The organism is Acidimicrobiales bacterium (genome assembly GCA_035547835.1).
Classification (GTDB): domain Bacteria; phylum Actinomycetota; class Acidimicrobiia; order Acidimicrobiales; family Iamiaceae; genus DASZTW01.
The window spans coordinates 17670-33692 of record DASZTW010000018.1 but is presented as its reverse complement, the minus strand read 5'-3'; the positions used below and the strand labels follow the sequence as shown (position 1 = coordinate 33692).

General features: G+C 70.7%; 13 protein-coding genes and 1 pseudogene. 6 read left to right on the top strand and 8 right to left on the bottom strand.

Annotated features, from left to right (window positions below; genetic code table 11):
- Positions 1-24: 24 nt before the first annotated feature.
- The 4 genes from VHA73_14575 to meaB all read left to right on the top strand — a co-directional run bounded on the left by VHA73_14575 (position 25) and on the right by meaB (position 5114).
- Positions 25-633: a TetR/AcrR family transcriptional regulator gene (locus VHA73_14575; protein HVX19251.1), complete on the top strand. Its 609-nt coding sequence runs from the start codon at positions 25-27 to the stop codon at positions 631-633.
- Between the two features lie 36 nt (positions 634-669).
- Entirely contained in the window at positions 670-2154 is a 1485-nt protein-coding gene (locus VHA73_14570; protein ID HVX19250.1) for an alpha/beta hydrolase family protein, read from the top strand.
- 288 nt (positions 2155-2442) lie between these two features.
- Complete coding sequence (locus VHA73_14565) at positions 2443-3984, top strand: alkaline phosphatase family protein (protein ID HVX19249.1); 1542 nt, start codon at positions 2443-2445, stop codon at positions 3982-3984.
- 146 nt (positions 3985-4130) lie between these two features.
- Entirely contained in the window at positions 4131-5114 is a 984-nt protein-coding gene (gene meaB / locus VHA73_14560) for a methylmalonyl Co-A mutase-associated GTPase MeaB (protein ID HVX19248.1), read from the top strand.
- Positions 5115-5312: 198 nt separating this feature from the next.
- Here the strand turns inward: meaB and VHA73_14555 are convergent, their stop codons facing one another.
- Entirely contained in the window at positions 5313-6815 is a 1503-nt protein-coding gene (locus VHA73_14555; GenBank protein HVX19247.1) for a hypothetical protein, read from the bottom strand.
- The gene (locus VHA73_14550) at positions 6799-7932 is read right to left on the bottom strand and encodes a glycosyltransferase (GenBank protein ID HVX19246.1); all 1134 of its coding nucleotides are present in this window, start codon (positions 7930-7932) and stop codon (positions 6799-6801) included. Before VHA73_14550 ends, VHA73_14555 begins: the two co-directional genes overlap by 17 nt.
- 24 nt (positions 7933-7956) lie before the next feature.
- Here VHA73_14550 and VHA73_14545 point away from each other — a divergent pair, with 24 nt between their 5' ends.
- Positions 7957-9057 carry a hypothetical protein gene (locus VHA73_14545; protein ID HVX19245.1) on the top strand — a complete coding sequence of 367 codons (1101 nt, stop codon included), beginning with the start codon at positions 7957-7959 and terminating at the stop codon, positions 9055-9057.
- 90 nt (positions 9058-9147) lie between these two features.
- Here the strand turns inward: VHA73_14545 and VHA73_14540 are convergent, their stop codons facing one another.
- The 6 genes and pseudogenes from VHA73_14540 to VHA73_14515 all read right to left on the bottom strand — a co-directional run bounded on the left by VHA73_14540 (position 9148) and on the right by VHA73_14515 (position 15239).
- Positions 9148-9891, bottom strand: a complete 744-nt coding sequence (locus tag VHA73_14540; GenBank protein ID HVX19244.1) for a class I SAM-dependent methyltransferase — start codon at positions 9889-9891, stop codon at positions 9148-9150.
- Positions 9884-10810 (bottom strand): glycosyltransferase family 2 protein, encoded by a 927-nt coding sequence (locus tag VHA73_14535; protein ID HVX19243.1) that lies wholly within the window; start codon positions 10808-10810, stop codon positions 9884-9886. Before VHA73_14535 ends, VHA73_14540 begins: the two co-directional genes overlap by 8 nt.
- Positions 10811-11107: 297 nt before the next feature.
- Positions 11108-12286, bottom strand: a complete 1179-nt coding sequence (moeB, locus tag VHA73_14530; protein ID HVX19242.1) for a molybdopterin-synthase adenylyltransferase MoeB — start codon at positions 12284-12286, stop codon at positions 11108-11110.
- Positions 12287-12460: 174 nt separating this feature from the next.
- Positions 12461-13598 (bottom strand): annotated as a pseudogene (locus VHA73_14525) (IS110 family transposase).
- Positions 13599-13734: 136 nt separating this feature from the next.
- Complete coding sequence (locus tag VHA73_14520) at positions 13735-14601, bottom strand: Sir2 family NAD-dependent protein deacetylase (protein ID HVX19241.1); 867 nt, start codon at positions 14599-14601, stop codon at positions 13735-13737.
- A complete protein-coding gene (locus VHA73_14515) occupies positions 14598-15239 on the bottom strand; it encodes a dihydrofolate reductase family protein (protein ID HVX19240.1) in 642 nt (213 codons plus the stop codon). Before VHA73_14515 ends, VHA73_14520 begins: the two co-directional genes overlap by 4 nt.
- A gap of 118 nt (positions 15240-15357) precedes the next feature.
- On the opposite strand from VHA73_14515, the gene VHA73_14510 reads away from it, so the two are divergent.
- Entirely contained in the window at positions 15358-15993 is a 636-nt protein-coding gene (locus tag VHA73_14510) for a hypothetical protein (GenBank protein ID HVX19239.1), read from the top strand.
- The last annotated feature ends 30 nt before the right edge of the window (positions 15994-16023 follow it).

The window sequence follows — 16023 nt, the reverse complement described above, 5'->3', positions numbered from 1 at the left end:
ACCGCCGCGGCGCATACTTGAGCGATGGCTGACCGACAACCCGCGTCGCGCGCCTCGGTGCGGCGCGAGCAGATCGTCGACGCGGCGATCGACTTGTTCGGCCAGCGGGGCTTCCGGGGCACGAGCGTGGCGGCCGTCGCCCAGCACGTGGGCGTCACCGACGCCGGGGTGCTGTACCACTTCCGTACCAAAGACGACCTGCTCGTGGCGGTGGTCGAACGCCTCTCCCACGCCCACTGGGACGCCATGCAGGCCGGCCTGTCCGCGGGTGGGCTCGGCTCGATCCGGGCGCTCGGCGCCTGGGGTGCGTGGATGGAGGCCAACCGCGAGTACCAGGCGCTGATGGTGGTGCTGTCGGCCGAGCACCTGAACGACGACTCGGTGGTGAACCGCTACTTCACCAAGCGCTACGGCGCCCTGCTCAGCGGCATCACCGAGGCGTTCCGGCGTGCGGTCGCCGACGGTGACCTGCGCGCCGGGACCGACCCGCAACTCGAGGCGTCGCAGTTCGTGGCGCTGCTCGACGGCATACGCCTGCAGTGGTTCCTGCTCGGTGAGGCCGTGTCGATGGCCGAAGCCGTGGAGCGCTACATCGATGCAACCATCACCCGACTCACCGACCCGGAGGCTTGACGCGCGCACCACACTTAGTGAACACTAAGTGCCTCGATGACCGCCTCACCGCGCCACCTGGGGGACGCCATGCGCCGTGCGCCACTGAGCCTCGTCAGCCTGCTCACCGCCGTGCTGCTCGCCACAGTGCTCGCCGCGCCCGCGGGTGCCGACGCGAGCGTCGCCGCCGCCGCGCCGCCCGCCACCAACACCGGCTGGACTGCGGCCCCACAGCTCGGGCCCGACGACCTCACCCTCACCAACACCCAACACCTCAGCGACCGCCTCACCCAGCTCACCTTCACCACACCCGCGCTGTCGAGCGCCACCCGCGTGCGGGTGCTGGTGCCCAAGGGCTACGACACGTCCGGCACCACGCGGTACCCCGTGCTGTACCTCCTGCACGGCGGCGGCGGGTCGTACCTCGACTGGACCGACAAGGGCGCCGCCGCAGCCATCACGGCCGACTACCCCGTGATCGTGGTGATGCCCGACACCGGGCCCGGCAACGGCTACATGAACTGGTACAACAACGGCGCGTTCGGGCCCCCGATGTGGGAGACCTACCACATCGACCAACTGCTCCCCTGGATCGACGGGCACTACCGCACCATCGCCACCCGCGCCGAGCGGGCGATCGCCGGCCTCTCGATGGGCGGCGGCGGCGCCGTGGGCTACGCAGCCCGCCACCCCGACCTGTTCAGCTCCACCGCCGGCTTCTCCGGCGCCGTCGACACCAACGTGCCGCTCGTGTGGCCCCTCGCCGACCAACCCGACGCCAACGGCCACATCAACTACGGCATGGGCCTGCGCCTCACCGACGAGATCCGCTGGCGCGACCACAACCCGTGGGACATCGCCGAGAACCTGCGCGGCACCTCGATCACGTTGAAATCGGGCAACGGGCTGCCCGGCGGCCCCGACGGTGGCCTCGGCGACCCGATCGAGGCCGGCGTGCACATGATGAACGTGAACCTCGACCACAAGCTCACCGCGCTCGGCATCGCACACGTGTGGGACGACTACGGGCCCGGCGGCCACAACTGGTACTACTGGCAGCGCGACCTCCGCCAGCTGCTCCCGCCGCTGATGGAGCTCTTCGCCAACCCGACCCCCGCGCCCAGCGCGTACACGTACCGCACCGCGGATCCCACCTACTCGCTGTGGGGATGGAACGTGCACGTGGCCCGCACCCACCTCGAGTTCAGCGAGCTGCGCGACGCCAACCGCGACGGCTTCACCCTCACCGGCAGCGGCCGAGGCGAGGTGACCACGGCCGGCTACTACCAGCCCGGCCAGCGGCTCACCGTGACCACGATCGACCGCACCGGCACCCACCGCACCACCGCGCAGGCCGACGCGCAGGGCCGTCTCCACACCAGCGTCGATCTCGGCCCCGCGAACCCGTACCAGGAGTACTCGGCGCAAGGCCGCCTGTGGGTGCTGCTGCAGACCGCCGGAGGCCTCCCCGGCACCGTGTTCAGCAACCCCCAGTGGCCCTCGCAGACCGCCACCGTGCGCATCACCCCGGTGGCACCCTGACCACATCGGGCCCGGGAGCGCCTCGGCCTGACTGCTCGCACCCCTGACCCGTCTCGGCGTGGCCTGCTTCGACCCGTGGGAGGAGAACCAGTGACAACAAGGCCGCTGCCGTAGGCGAGTCGTCGCGTACGCCGCTCTCCGTTCCCGGGGTCGCACCGCGGGTGCTCCGCCGCGTCGCCCGCCACGGCTCCTGACCACCTCAGCGGGCTACGTTCGTCCGGATGCGGCGCCTCTAGCCCGAGCAGGTGTCACCGAGGCGCCGACACGCAGCGCTGCTACCTTCGCCGCGTGCCCGGCCCGAACGTGTTGTTCATCACCGTCGACCAGTGGCGCGGCGACTGCCTCTCCGCGCTGGGACATCCGGTCGTCGAGACCCCGAACCTCGACCGGCTCGCGGCACGGGGCGTGCTGTTCGCGAACCACTGGGCATCGACGGCCCCGTGCGGTCCCAGCCGGGCCTCGCTCCACACCGGCATGTACCTGATGAACCACCGGTCGGTGAACAACGGCACCCCGCTCGACGCCCGATTCACCAACGTCGCCCTCGAAGCCGCCAAGGTCGGCTATGACCCCGTGCTGTTCGGCTACACGGATACATCGGTCGACCCGCGCACCGTCACCGACCCGACCGACCCCCGACTGTTCGACTACGAGTCGGTGCTGCCGGGCTTCACCGAGGTGGTCCGCCTCCGGGGCGACACGCGTGACACCTGGGCGGCCTGGCTCGGCGAACACGGCGTCGACGTCTCCGACGACCCGATGGAACTGTACGAGCCGATACCCGACTACCCCGGCGCCAGCGAGCACGCCACCTCATGGGCGCCGGCGCGCTTCCCGGCCGAGCTGAGCGAGTCCGCCTTCCTCACCGACTCGATCATCGAGTGGATCGACCGCCACCGCGCGGATCGGGGCGAGGCGCCGTGGTTCGTGCACGGCGCGTACTTGCGGCCGCACCCGCCCCATCGTGCGGCGGAGGGCTACCACGACCGCTACGACCCCGCCGACGGCCCCGCCTTCCGTCGCCATCCCGACCGCGACGCCGAACTGGCGGCGCACCCGGTGCTCGGCCTCGCCGCCCAGTTGTTCGGCGCGCCCGACGAGCGCGAGCTGCGCCAGCTACGCGCCACGTACTGGGGCACCATGACCGAGGTCGACCACCACCTCGGTCGCCTCTTCGACCACCTCGACGCCATCGGCGCGGCCGACGACACCGTGGTGGTGCTCACGTCGGACCACGGTGACCAGCTCGGCGACCACTGGTTCACCGAGAAGCTCGGCTGGTTCGACGAGAGCTACCACGTGCCGATGCTCGTGGCCGACCCCCGGCCCGCCGCCGACACGGCGCGCGGCACCCGGATCGACGCGTTCACCGAGGCTGTCGACGTGATGCCGACGATCCTGACGGCGATGGGTGCCGACGTCCCGTTGCAGTGCGACGGGCACCCGCTCCAACCGTTCCTGCACGGCGAGTCCCCCCACCTCGCCGGGGGGTGGCGCGACGCAGCCCATGTGCAGTGGGACTTCCGTGAAGGTCTCGCCATGCTGTTGGCCGGCCGCCCGGGGCTCACGCAGGAGGACTGCAACCTCGACGTGCTGCGTACACGCCGCCACAAGTACGTCCACGTCGCCGACGGCACGTCGGTGCTGTACGACCTCGACACCGATCCCGACCAGCTCAACGACGTGTCCGCGGACCCGGCGTACGCGCCCGTCCTGGCCGACCTGCGAGGCCAGTTGCTCGAGTGGCACATGCGCCACGCCGAACGAACCCTCACCGGCGAGGCCATCACCCCCATGGGCGTCGTCACCCGCCGAGAACCCCGCCGCTGACGCCCACTTCGGCCACCCCCGACAGCACCGAACAGGGGGAGAACCGGCTGACCCGGCGACCAGATCCCCACTCAGTTCTGAGGAAGGGACGGGGAAGGGACGGGGCCGACCGGGCCCGGATGGCCGCCCGCATACACTCGCCGTCCATGGCTGCACCTGACGTCGACGCCCTCGCCAAGGGGGTTGTCGCAGGCGACCGGCGGGCGCTGGCACGGGCCATCACCCTGGTCGAGTCACGCCGTCCCGACCACCGCAGGGATGCCAACGATCTCATGAGCCGGGTGATCGCCGGCACCGGCAAGGCCGTGCGCGTGGGCATCTCGGGCGCGCCCGGCGTCGGCAAGTCGACGTTCATCGAGGCCTTCGGCACCCACCTCACCGCGGCGGGACACCAGGTGGCCGTGCTGGCCGTCGACCCGTCGAGCCAGCGCTCGGGCGGTTCGATCCTGGGTGACAAGACCCGCATGGGACGGCTGGCGCGCGACCCGCGGGCTTTCATCCGGCCCTCGCCCGCGGGCCGGACTCTCGGCGGGGTGGCCCGACGCACCCGCGAAGCCATGCTGCTGTGCGAAGCAGCCGGGTTCGACGTCGTGCTGGTCGAGACGGTCGGGGTCGGCCAGAGCGAGCTGGCCGTGGCCGACCTCGTCGACCTGTTCGTGCTGCTGGTCTCGCCCGGCGGCGGCGACGAGCTGCAAGGCATCAAGCGCGGGATCATGGAGCTCGCCGACCTGGTGTTGGTCACCAAAGCCGACGGCGACCTCGCTGCCGCAGCGCGCCACGCATGTGCCGACCACAACAAGGCGCTTCAACTCTTGCGCCCGCACCGCCGCTCGATCTCGCCCACGGCGCTGCTCGTGTCGTCGACCGAGGAGACCGGCATCGACGAGGTGTGGGACACCCTCGCCGCGTCGCACGCCGAACTGCAATCGAGCGGCGAGCTCGACGAGGTGCGGGCCCATCAGGGCCGGGCCTGGCTGTGGAGCGAGGTCACCGAGGCGTTGACCGACCGCTTCCGCGCCGACCCCGATGTCGCGGCGGCGCTGGCCGGCGCGGAGACAGCAGTCGAGACCGGATCCGAGTCGCCCGTCGCCGCGGCGGAGCGACTGCTCGACCTGTTCCATCGCCCGTAGCGAAGCTCCCGCCGCGGCTGGCCGCCGGCAACTGGCGTCGTGCCAGACACACCACTCGCTGTGACGAGCGGGGACGTTGCCCGGCGCGGGATGGAATTGGGTGATCCGCCGGTGAGGTGAGCCTCCGGGTGAGGCTGTGGGTCTTCGACAACTCACCCCCCACCATCAACAAGCTCGGAGCGACCCCGCCGAGCGCAACTAGCCGCTCGATGGGGGTTTCGGCGGTGGCGGTGGCGGGTGGAAGAAGTACGTGGTCGACACGTGCGACTCGTACAGCAACAACCGTTGGGCCGGGCTCGTCCGGTAGATCTTGTAGAGGTCGTCGTGCGGCGAGTACAGCTGCGGCCACAGCAACACGATCGGCAACACGAGCCCGAGCAACCCCGCCCACGCAAGACGGGCTGCGCGGATGCCCGAACCGACGGCCACCGCGATCACGACGGGACTGATCTGGAGGAAGTACCGATTGCCGATGGCCTGCCCGCCGCCGTACGTGTTGCGGGGGAACAGCAACACGTAGAACAACACGTACAAGCCGAGACCGATCAACGCGGTGCGGCTGAACCAGTTCGATCTTCGCAAGTCGAACAGCGCGAGCAGCACGATGAACAGCGCGATCGGCATGTACACCAGCAGGCCGGTGTGCTCCCCGATGACGTAGTAGAGGATCGCCCAGCCCTTGTCCTGCGGGCGTTGCGTCAACGACTTGGTGGAGTAGTGCACCGACACGACCTCGTCGGACTTGGCGCGCAGGTAGACCGATCCGGGCTCGAACGGCATCCGGCCGTTGAGGGCGTAGTACCGCTCGCCGCCGTACGGCGTGAAGCTCTTGCCCTCGCTGTAGTGCCAGTACGGGAAGACGGCGCCGGCGAACACGACCGCACCGAGCACCACCACGGCGGCGCGTGGGCCCCAACCACGGAGGCGTACGAGCACGTACACGAGCGCCGGCACGAGGATCAGCGCGATCGACGCCTTCTCGGACACGAGCACGCTGGCGATCACGACGGCGACCAGCGCCGGCCACAGCGACTGTCGTTCGATCGCGTACCACGCGACCACGAAGAACAGCGCGGTCAGGCACAGGTAGAACAGCTCGGGCCCGACCGGGAACAGGTACAGCATTGCGTTCGTGACCAGCAAGAACGCCCCGGCGACAAGCGGCACCGCGGGCCCGTCGTAGCGGCGCCGCAACAGCCAGATCAGGGCGGCCGCCGTCAAGACGAACAAGGTGAGGTTGGCGATGGCCACACCGCGCGCCGGGCCGAACACCCGCATGAACGGCGCCAACCAGACCGAGTAGCCGTACGGCTTCGCATACGCCCAGCCGTCGTGGAAGCGCTGGAAGTACAGCCCGTTCATGCCGTTGTGGGCCCAATCGAGCTGCACCCAGCGGTTGACGTCGACCTGCGTGATCGACAAGTCGCGGTCGTACGCGATGCTCAGCGCCTGCGCCACGAACGACGCCTGGTCGGCGACGAGGCGCTCCTTGCGGAAGTCGTGACCCAACGACACCCACATGGCGCGCACGAGACCGGCCGCGAACACGACCCACGATCCGAGGGTCAGCCACCCCCGCAAGTCGGCCGGGGGGTGCAGGTCCGGGGCGCCGCGGCGAGCCCGACCGCCCATCCCATCGGCCGCAGCTGCGGGCTCGAGACTCGACGCGGAGGGACGCGCAGTGTCAGGGCTTCCGGGCACCCGACGAGGGTACGCGAGCGCCGGCGCCCGGCAGTGCATCCAGCAGCGGCACGACCACCATGGCGGGCGCGAAGCGGGCCGCGGCGGCGTCTGCGGCCGCGCGGCGTCGTCGGCTCACCTCGCCGCGATCCGCGGCGAGGTCGGCGAGCACCCGACCCAGCTCACGGTGGTCGCCCGCGGGCACGTAGAGCGCCGCGTCGCCGAACGCACGGCGCTGGGGTGCGGTGTCCGACGTGACCACCACACAGCCGGCCGCCGCGCCCTGGTACACCTTGTTCGGCACCACCCGCTGGGCTTTCGGCCCGGTGTCGAACACGCCGAGGCACACGTCGTGGGCGGCGACGACCGCGGGAAGCTCGTCGGCCTCGACCCAGTCGATCCACTCGACCCGCTGGTCGCCGGTGAGCAGCCGCTCGGCCTCCGGCCGGTCCTGGCCCGACCCGACCATCGTGACGCGCAAGTCGGCGCCCGATGCGCGGCGGATGCCCTGTGCGATCACCGGTGCGCCTTGGAGCGGCGTGTACAGCCCAAAGAAGATCACACGCAGCGGGTTGGGGTCGGGAGCTGCCCCCGGGGCCGCCGCGCCGGCGTCGAACCACATCTTCGACGCGCCGACGGGGACGACCACCGCTTTCGAGCGGTGCCGGGCAGGGACGAAATCGCGGTGCTCGGCCGTGTCGACGATCGCGACGTCGGCCGCCGCCAGGGCCGCGCCGTCGAGTCGGGACAACGCCCACAGCTTCACGCCGCCGGTCGCGCCACGGTCGCGGGCCGTGTCGCTCGCGCTGACGAGGTGGTCGAGCACCACCACCGAGCGACGGAAGAGAGCGCGCGCGAGGTGGACGTCGAAGTGCGCGAGATACGGCACGATGACCAGGTCGGGCCGCCCGAGCGCCCGACGGCGGCGCGCCAGGCGCAGCCATGCCCGGGCGATCAGCCAGGCGAGCAGGGGCAACCGCCACGGCTGTTGCAGCATCGCGACCCGCCCGGCGGTGTCGATGCCGAGCGGCTCGTTGCACTCGGTCACGTCGATGCCGTGCGCCCGCAGCCCCTCGGCCAGCACCGCGACCCGGGGATGGGTGGCGGCCTGGTAAGTGCCGAACAGGACGGCTCGCATGGCGGCGGAACCTACTATTGCCGCGTGGCCGACCAGCTCCCGACGGGGGCTTCGCCGCGCCCTGCCGGCGAGCCGGATGTGCGCGTCGACGCCACCGCCACCGAACCGAGCGCGATGACCGAACCCGCCCCGACGTCTGCCCCACCGGCGCCGACCGGTCGGCTCGACCGCGCCAAGGCGAAGCTGTTGCGGCTCGAAGACGCGCTCAATCGGCACACCTCGTCGCCCAGCGCCAGACGCTGGCTGCTCATCGGCGCGCTGGTCCTGTTCGTGGTGATCTCCGCGGTGTCGTTCGAGTCCCTGAAAGGGGGCGTCCACTTCCACCTCTGGGCGTTCCTCGTGCTCGCCTTGGTGGCCACGCCGCTGACCGTCGCCGTCAACGCGGCCGAATACCGCGCTGCCGCCGCGGTCGCCGGGCACCAGGTCGGGTGGCCGGCCGCGCTGCGCCTCACCGTGCTGTCGATAGCGGCGAACTTGCTCCCGCTCCCCGGAGGCGTGGCGATCCGCACCCAGGCGATGCGCCAGCTCGGCAGCACGTACAAGCGCGCGCTGTTCGCCAACGCGGCCGCCGGCCTGGCCTGGGTCGGCGTCGGTTGCCTCGCCATCGGTGCGTTGTTGGCGGCCACCGACGAGCGCCTCGTGGCCGGCATCGTGCTGCTGGTGATCGGGCTCGCCACGCTGCTCGCGCTGTGGCGGAGCCTCCTTCGCAACGACGCCAGGGAAGCGTCTCGCCACCTCGGACGCCTCGTGTGGGTCGAGCTGCTGACGGTGGGCGTCAGCGCCGGCAGCATCGCACTCGGCTTCGCGATGCTGGGCTTCCACGTGAGCGCGGCGCAGGCCGTCGCGTTGGCCGGCTCGGTGATCCTCTCCACCGCCATCGGGATCTTCCCGGCGGGACTCGGCATCCGCGAGCTGCTGGCCGGCGCAATCGGCGCCGTCGTCGATCTCCGTGCGGTCACCGCGGTGGCCGCGGTGGCGGCCGAGCGGGTGGCGATCCTGATCGGTATGGCCATCACTTCCGTGGTCGTGCTGACCGGCCTTCGTGGCGACGACACCGACGGCCCGCTCGGCGAGGCGGTCGACCCCGGCCGCGACGAGCCGGACGACATACCTGCGAGCGAGTGAGCACCCGCGCGGCGCGCCCGCGCACGATCGGCGTCGAGCGACCGGCAGGGGGCGGCGCGGGGCGCCGCGACATCAGCGCCTGCGGGTAGCTCAGTCCAATCTCCGGGCCAGCGCGACGATGCCCGTGCCGCGCGACGGCGCCAACCGTTGCAGGCCGATGAAGGGCCGCACAGCGAGGCCGGTGAGCGTCGCCCGCACGCGGCTGCGCGGTTGATGGAGCCGCCCCGAGCGGGCGGTGCGCGCAGCGGTCTCCTCGGGCTCGGGCTCGGTGCCGCGGAACATGCGGTTCTGCGTCGCTTCGAGCAGGTTGCCGAGCGGCCAGCCGTACAGCGCGCTCGACACCGGCTCCAGGCCGGCGCTGCGCAGGACCTCGGCGAGCCCGTCGGGGCGGTAGCGCCGGAAGTGGCCGACCGCGACATCGGTGGGGCCGAACCGCTCGGGCCAGGCCGGCACCGACACGAGCAGGTGCCCGCCCGGCACGACCAGCTCCACCCACTCGGCGACGGCCGCACGGTCGTCGTCGATGTGCTCGAGGACCTCGAACGCGCACACCAAGTCGTACCGGGACCCGGCGGGCACGAGTTCGGTCGAGCCGTGCAGCACTTGCCCACCAACGGCGCCCAGGCGCGCGGCAGCCACCTCGTGAGACTGCTGGTCCGGCTCGACCGCCAGGTACGAGCGCGTCAAACGAGCGAGACGCGTGCCCATCGCGCCTTGTCCGCAGCCGATCTCCAGGCACGTGGCCGGCGCGCACGTCTCGATGGCGCGGCGGATCAGCGGCCAGCGCAACGAAGCCCGGAGCGAGAGCGGCGCGTCGCCCGAAGGCTCAGCCATTGACGTCGACGACGGCGTCGACCGAGCGCCGCCGGCCGAGGTGCACCATCAGCTCCGCCAAGAGCCCGAACGACAGGAACTGAACCGACACGATCACCAACAGCACCCCGGTGACGAGCGCCGGGCGCGTGCCGATGGCGTGACCCAGCACTTTCTCGACCAGCATCCACACCAGCAGCCCGCTCCCGACGACGCCGAACAGCGCGCCCACGCCGCCGAAGAAGTGGAACGGCCGGGCGTTGTACGTCGTGAGGAACTTCACGGTGATGAGATCGAGGAAGCCCCGCCAGAACCGGGCGCCGCCGAACTTGGTGGTGCCATGGCGCCGCTCGTGATGGGCGACCGGCACCTCCCCCACCCGGAACCCGCCCCAGGCCGCCAGCACGGGGATGTAGCGGTGGAGCTCGCCGTAGAGGTCGAGGGAGCCCATGACCTCACGTCGCATGGCTTTGAGGCCGCTGTTGAAGTCGCGGCCCTCGACGCCGCTGACCTTCGACGTCGTCCAGTTGTAGATCTTCGACGTGTTGCGCTTGATGAATCGATCCTGGCGGTGACCCGCGCGCGAACCGGTGACCAGATCGAGGCCGCCATCGAGCGCTTCGAGCAGCCTCGGGATCTCATGGGGGTCGTCCTGGCCGTCGGCGTCCATCAAGATCACGAAGTCGCCGTCGGCGCGCTCGAACCCCACGCTCAGGGCGGCCGACTTCCCGGCGTTGGCCCGCAGCCGCACGTATCCCACCTGGCTGCTGCGGAGGCCGGCCATGATCTCTCGCGTGCCGTCGGTGCTGCCGTCGTCGACCACCAGCACCTGGTAGGGCTTGCCCATCTGGTCGAGCACGTCGGTGATCTCCGGGATCACCTCGACGAGGTTCTCGGCCTCGTTGTACGCGGGCAAGACCACCGAGATGTGGGTGGGCATCGGTGCTGGATCCTGGGGTCGTGGGCGGTGCCGAGACGCTCGGGACGGCGAGGCCGTGACCACAGCGGAGCTGCCGAGCAATCGGTCGCCGAGCCTACTGCCCCCGCGATCGGACCACGGCGACCAGGGCGACCAGGGCGACCGACGTCAGCGGCGCGGGGCGACCACGGCGACCAGGACGACCGCGGCGACCGACGTCAGTGGGGCGGGGTCAGTCGCTCGGATGCGCGGCCAAGCCCCGTCTCGCGGTTGGCCTTCCCGTGACGGCTGGCAAGCGGCAGCCAGGCGTGGCCGCGGTCAACCCGCCGGCGGCGGCGAGAGGGGCAGCGGGGAGCACAGCCCTTCGAGATCGGCGACCTGGATGCGGTCGCGGTTCTCGTACGTGATCTCGTTGGCCGGGTCGCGCTGCACCTTGTACTCGCGGAACGTCTGCTCCAGCGCGTCGTACGCGAGCAGGCGGCCAACCAGCGGGTCGCCGATGTCGAGCAGCAGCTTGACGGTCTCGATGGTCTGCAGCGTCCCGACCAGGCCCGGCAGGGCACCGAGGACCCCGGCTTCGGCGCACGAAGGCGCCATCTCCGCCGGCGGCGGCTCGGGCACCATGTCGCGGTACGTCGGGCCACGCTTGGGGTCGAACACCGTGACCATGCCTTCGAAGCGGAAGATCGACCCGTGCACCACCGGGATGCCGAGCTTCACCGAGGCGTCGTTGACGAGGAAGCGCGCCGGGAAGTTGTCGAACCCGTCGACGATCACGTCGTAGTCGCGGATCACGTCGAGCACGTTCGACGCGTCGAGGCGCTGGTCGATCGGCACCACGTTGACGTCGGGGTTCAACGCCACGATGGCGGCCTTGGCGGAGTCGACCTTGCGCTGGCCGACACGGTCGAGGTTGTGGAGGATCTGGCGTTGGAGGTTCGACTCGTCGACCACGTCCATGTCGATGACGCCGATCGTGCCGACGCCCGCTGCCGCCAAGTACAGGGCCGCCGGCGAGCCGAGGCCGCCTGCACCGAGCAGGAGGACCTTCGAGTCGAGCAGCTTCAGCTGGCCCTCGAGGCCGATCTCGTTGACCAGCAGGTGGCGCTGGTAACGATTGCGCTGCTCAGCCGTGAGGGTCCGCGGCGTGCTCCAGTCGCGGCCCTCGTCCTTCCACTGGTTGAAGCCGCCGGCCATCGACGCGACGTCGGTGTAGCCGAGGGTGGCGAGGGTGCTCGCCGCGAACGCGGACCGGATGCCCGACGCGCAGTGGATGATGATCGGCGTGGCCTTGTCGGTCACGCGGTTCTCGATGTTGCTCTCGAGGGTGCCGCGCGGGATGTGGATCGCACCAGGGATGGCGCCCTGCTCGAACTCGTCGGGCTCGCGCACGTCGAGGATGACCGCGCCGGAGCGACGGGCGGCGTCGGTCTCCTCGGTGGTCACCTCGCGGATCTGTCCCTTGGTGGCTGCCAAGAGCTCTCGGAAGTTCGCCATGACCAAAAGCCTACCGGCTCGGTCGGGATTTGATCCACCCGCGCAACCACTTACGTACGATTCGTGCACTTGTGGCTGCTATTCCGCCACTTCTGCACGAATCCACTTCTGCACGAATCGCAGGATCTTGGCGGTTTGGCGGGTGGTGGGATGGCGGGGATGCTCCTATGGATGTCAAGGGGCGATTTGGGGGTTGAGGTCGGCTTGGATGGCGGCGTAGACCTCGCGGGTGATGTAGCGCTTGAGGCAGCGGATGATGTGCTGGTTTGACTTGCCCTCCTTGGTGCGCCGGGCGACGTAGACGCGGGTGCGTTCGTCGTAGCGGAGCCGACTCATGACGATCCGGTAGATCGCGGCGTTCGCGGCTCGATCTCCGCCACGGTTGAGCCGGAAGTTGTTCTGGTTCTTGCCTGGGCTCGACGGGATCGGCGCGACGCCGCAGAGGTGCGCGAACGCAGCTTCGCTGCCGACGCGGTCGGGGTTGTCGCCGGCGGTGACGAGGAGCTGACCAGCGACGTCGTAGCCGACACCGAATAGCTCCAGCAGGGTCGGCGCGAGCGGCTTGAGGAGCGCTTCGAGGTCGTCGTCGAGCTCGGCGATCTCGATGTCGAGCTGCTGGACCCGCTGCGCGATCGACGCCAGGGCGCGCTTGGTCGCCGCGGCCGGGTCGACTAGGCGGCCGGGTCGCGGCGGCCGCTTCGCGAACCGCGACGGTGTCGGGGCGTCGCCGCGGGTCGCCCGGAGCCGGGCACAGGTGGTGACGAGCTTGGCCCCGTCGAGCCCGTCGAGCTGGGCCCGCAGGGCATCGGGAGCGGTCACGATCAGCGACTTGAGCTGGGTCAACGCCTTCGCCCGGGCCCGAACGGCGCCGGTGCGGGCCACGCGCAGCACCCGGATGGCTTCGACGTCACCGGTGCGGGCCTTCGGGGTGCCCGATGCCCGACCCGACGCCGCAGCTCGAGCTGCTGCGTAGGCGTCGATCGGGTCGGACTTGCCCTGGTCCCGGCGGGTCTTGCGGTCCGGGCGATCGACCTCGACCACCATGATGTTCTCGGCGCTTAGGAACCGGGCGAGGCCCGCGCCGTAGGCGCCGGTGCCTTCCACCCCGGCGAGAGTGATCCGCCCGATGTTGTTGGCCCACGCCAACGGCCTTGAACCCGACGATGGTGGTGTCGAACGAAGCGTGGCCGAGGTGACGGCCAAGCGGGTCGATCACCGCGGCGACGTGGAAGTCAGCATGGGTGTCGACCCCGAGGGTCACGCCGAGCACGTCGACGCGTGCGGGCAGGCAGGTATCTGCGACGATGGTCATCGCTGTCCTCTCGTTGGCACTGAACGGGCGGGCAGCACGCGCCAGCAACCGGTGGACAAGACAGTGATGGGCGCCTGTGAGCGCAGGCTCCTATGAGGTCACGTCGATCGCGAGCAGGTGCAACGGGGCCAGCGCCCTACCGGCCCACGAATCCCGTTGAAGACACCGAGTCAGTCAGGCGGTGAGTCAGACCGGCGGTGCGCTGGCCCCACTCACCATTCTCACTGTCAGGTGGGGCGCGGGGGAGGGTGGCGACGAGGGCGGGCAGGAGGTCGCTGATCCGGCCGCGCAGGACGGCGTCCGCCTGGGTGTCGAAATCGGTCGGCTCGCCGTTCAACGTGACCACCCTCGCGCCGGCGCGCTGCGCGACCACGGGCAGGGCGGCGATGGGATACACGGTCAGCGTGGTGCCGACGGCGACCAGCAGATCGGATGCGGTGGCGGCGGCCTCGGCCCGCCGGAGGTCGGCCTCGACCAGCGACTGGCCGAACGAGATCGTGGCCGATTTCAAGATCCCTCCGCACCGTCGACACGCCGGGTCTTCCTCGCCGGCCGCAACCCGGTCGAGCACCTCTGCCATGGGGAGCCGATCGGCACACATGAGGCAGACGGCCTCGACCGTGTTGCCGTGGATCTCCACCACGAGGTCGGGCGACGTGCCGGCGCGCTGGTGCAGGCCGTCGATGTTCTGCGTGACGAGCGTGTGCAGCCGGCCCGACGCCTCGAGGTCGACCAAGGCGCGATGGCCCGCGTTCGGCTCGATGTCCCGGTCACGGTTGGCCACCCGGCTCTGCCACGCGGCCCGTCGCACGTCGGGATCGGCCAGGTAGTACCGGATGTCGGACGCCTTCTCGGCGGCCGGGTTCTTGGTCCACAGGCCGTTCGGTCCACGGAAGTCGGGGATCCCCGAATCGGTCGAGATCCCCGCGCCGGTGAGCACCACGACCCGCTCGGCATCGGCGATCCACCTCCGGACCGTGTCGAGGTCGCGAACGGCGCTCAACGGCGGGTGAACGTGAGATGGGTGACCTTGCTCGGCATCGTCACGACATCGACGTCGAACCGCTCGTGCAACGCCTCGAGCCCGTCCCAGACCCGCACACCCCGACCCACGACCACCGGCACGAGCGCGATGTGGAAGTGGTCGACCAAGTCGGCTTCGAGGAACGATCGGACGGTCGACGGCCCACCCCCGATCCGCACGTCGAGACCCCCGGCCGCGGCTCGCGCCTCGGCCAGGGCCTCGGCCGGGCTGGCGTCGATGAAGTGGAACGTCGTACCGCCGTCGAGCTCGATGGGCGGCCGGGGGTGGTGCGTGAGCACGAACACCGGCGTGTGGAACGGGGGGTCGTCGCCCCACCAACCCTTCCAGCCGTCGTCGGGCCAGGTTCCCCGCTGCGGCCCGAACTTGTTGCGCCCCATGATCTCGGCGCCGATCCCCTGGCTCCACGCGGTCGACAGGACCCGCTCCGCGGTGGCGGGTTGCGTCGGTTCCTTGTCGATGCCGTACAGCACCCGGCCGTCGAACCACTCGAGCAGCGTGTGGCCCACGTGGCCGAACGGCGCTTCGAGGCTCTGACCTTCGCCGGTGGCGAAACCGTCGAGTGAGACAGCGAAGTTGTGGACACGAGTGCGGGCCATCACGGGAGCCTATGACCGCTTGACGGCCGTCGCCCTCGGTGTCAAAGTGCGGAAAGTCATGAAACATCATGAAAACCGCTTCCCCGCCTGCTCGTCACCACGGCCACGGAGAAGCCCGATGACCACTCCACTGCTCGACCTGCCCACCGACACCCTTGCGATCCGCCCTTGGTCCGACCCGGTCATCGACCGGGTGGGCCACGACCCGAGGTCGGCGTACGTCGAGAAGTTCTGGCTCGGGATCCTCGGCCCGAGCACCACCTGGCTGCTCCGCCACCTCGCCGGCGAGCTCGACCTGCATCCCGATGGCTTCGTGCTCTCGCTCCCCGAGTGCGCCACCGCGCTGGGGCTCGGATCGAAGAACGGCCGCCACTCGCCGTTCGCCCGGGCGCTGATCCGCTGCGTGCAGTTCGGCATGGCCCGGACCGACCACGAGCACGAGCTGTCGGTCCGTCGCAAGCTGCCGCCGCTGACCCGCCGCCAGGCCGAGTCGCTTCCCGAGCCGCGGCGCACCGCCCACGCACGCTGGCTCGAAGCGGAGCTCGCGGTGCCCCGTGCGCAGCGCGAGCAACGCCGTGTCCGGCAACTCGCGCTCAGCTTGTTGGAGCTCGGCGAGGACATCGAGACCACGCAGCACACCTTGAGCCGCTGGCGCTACCACCCAGCCATGGCCCGCGAGGCCACCGAGTGGGCGGCCAATCGTCACCGCCAAGCGCTCCACGCGGGCGGCCACCCCGCCGGCACGGCGAGCTGAGCGGGGCCCCTGGCACCGCGGCCCCGAGGC

What these genes read in the sequence shown, in the direction of transcription:
- VHA73_14510 (HVX19239.1), top strand. Translation starts at nt 15,358, where the DNA reads ATGACCACTCCACTGCTCGACCTGCCCACCGACACCCTTGCGATCCGC.
- VHA73_14515 (HVX19240.1), bottom strand. Translation starts at nt 15,239, where the DNA reads ATGGCCCGCACTCGTGTCCACAACTTCGCTGTCTCACTCGACGGTTTC.
- VHA73_14535 (HVX19243.1), bottom strand. Translation starts at nt 10,810, where the DNA reads ATGCCCACCCACATCTCGGTGGTCTTGCCCGCGTACAACGAGGCCGAG.
- meaB (HVX19248.1), top strand. Translation starts at nt 4,131, where the DNA reads ATGGCTGCACCTGACGTCGACGCCCTCGCCAAGGGGGTTGTCGCAGGC.
- VHA73_14540 (HVX19244.1), bottom strand. Translation starts at nt 9,891, where the DNA reads ATGGCTGAGCCTTCGGGCGACGCGCCGCTCTCGCTCCGGGCTTCGTTG.
- moeB (HVX19242.1), bottom strand. Translation starts at nt 12,286, where the DNA reads ATGGCGAACTTCCGAGAGCTCTTGGCAGCCACCAAGGGACAGATCCGC.
- VHA73_14570 (HVX19250.1), top strand. Translation starts at nt 670, where the DNA reads ATGACCGCCTCACCGCGCCACCTGGGGGACGCCATGCGCCGTGCGCCA.
- VHA73_14575 (HVX19251.1), top strand. Translation starts at nt 25, where the DNA reads ATGGCTGACCGACAACCCGCGTCGCGCGCCTCGGTGCGGCGCGAGCAG.
- VHA73_14550 (HVX19246.1), bottom strand. Translation starts at nt 7,932, where the DNA reads ATGCGAGCCGTCCTGTTCGGCACTTACCAGGCCGCCACCCATCCCCGG.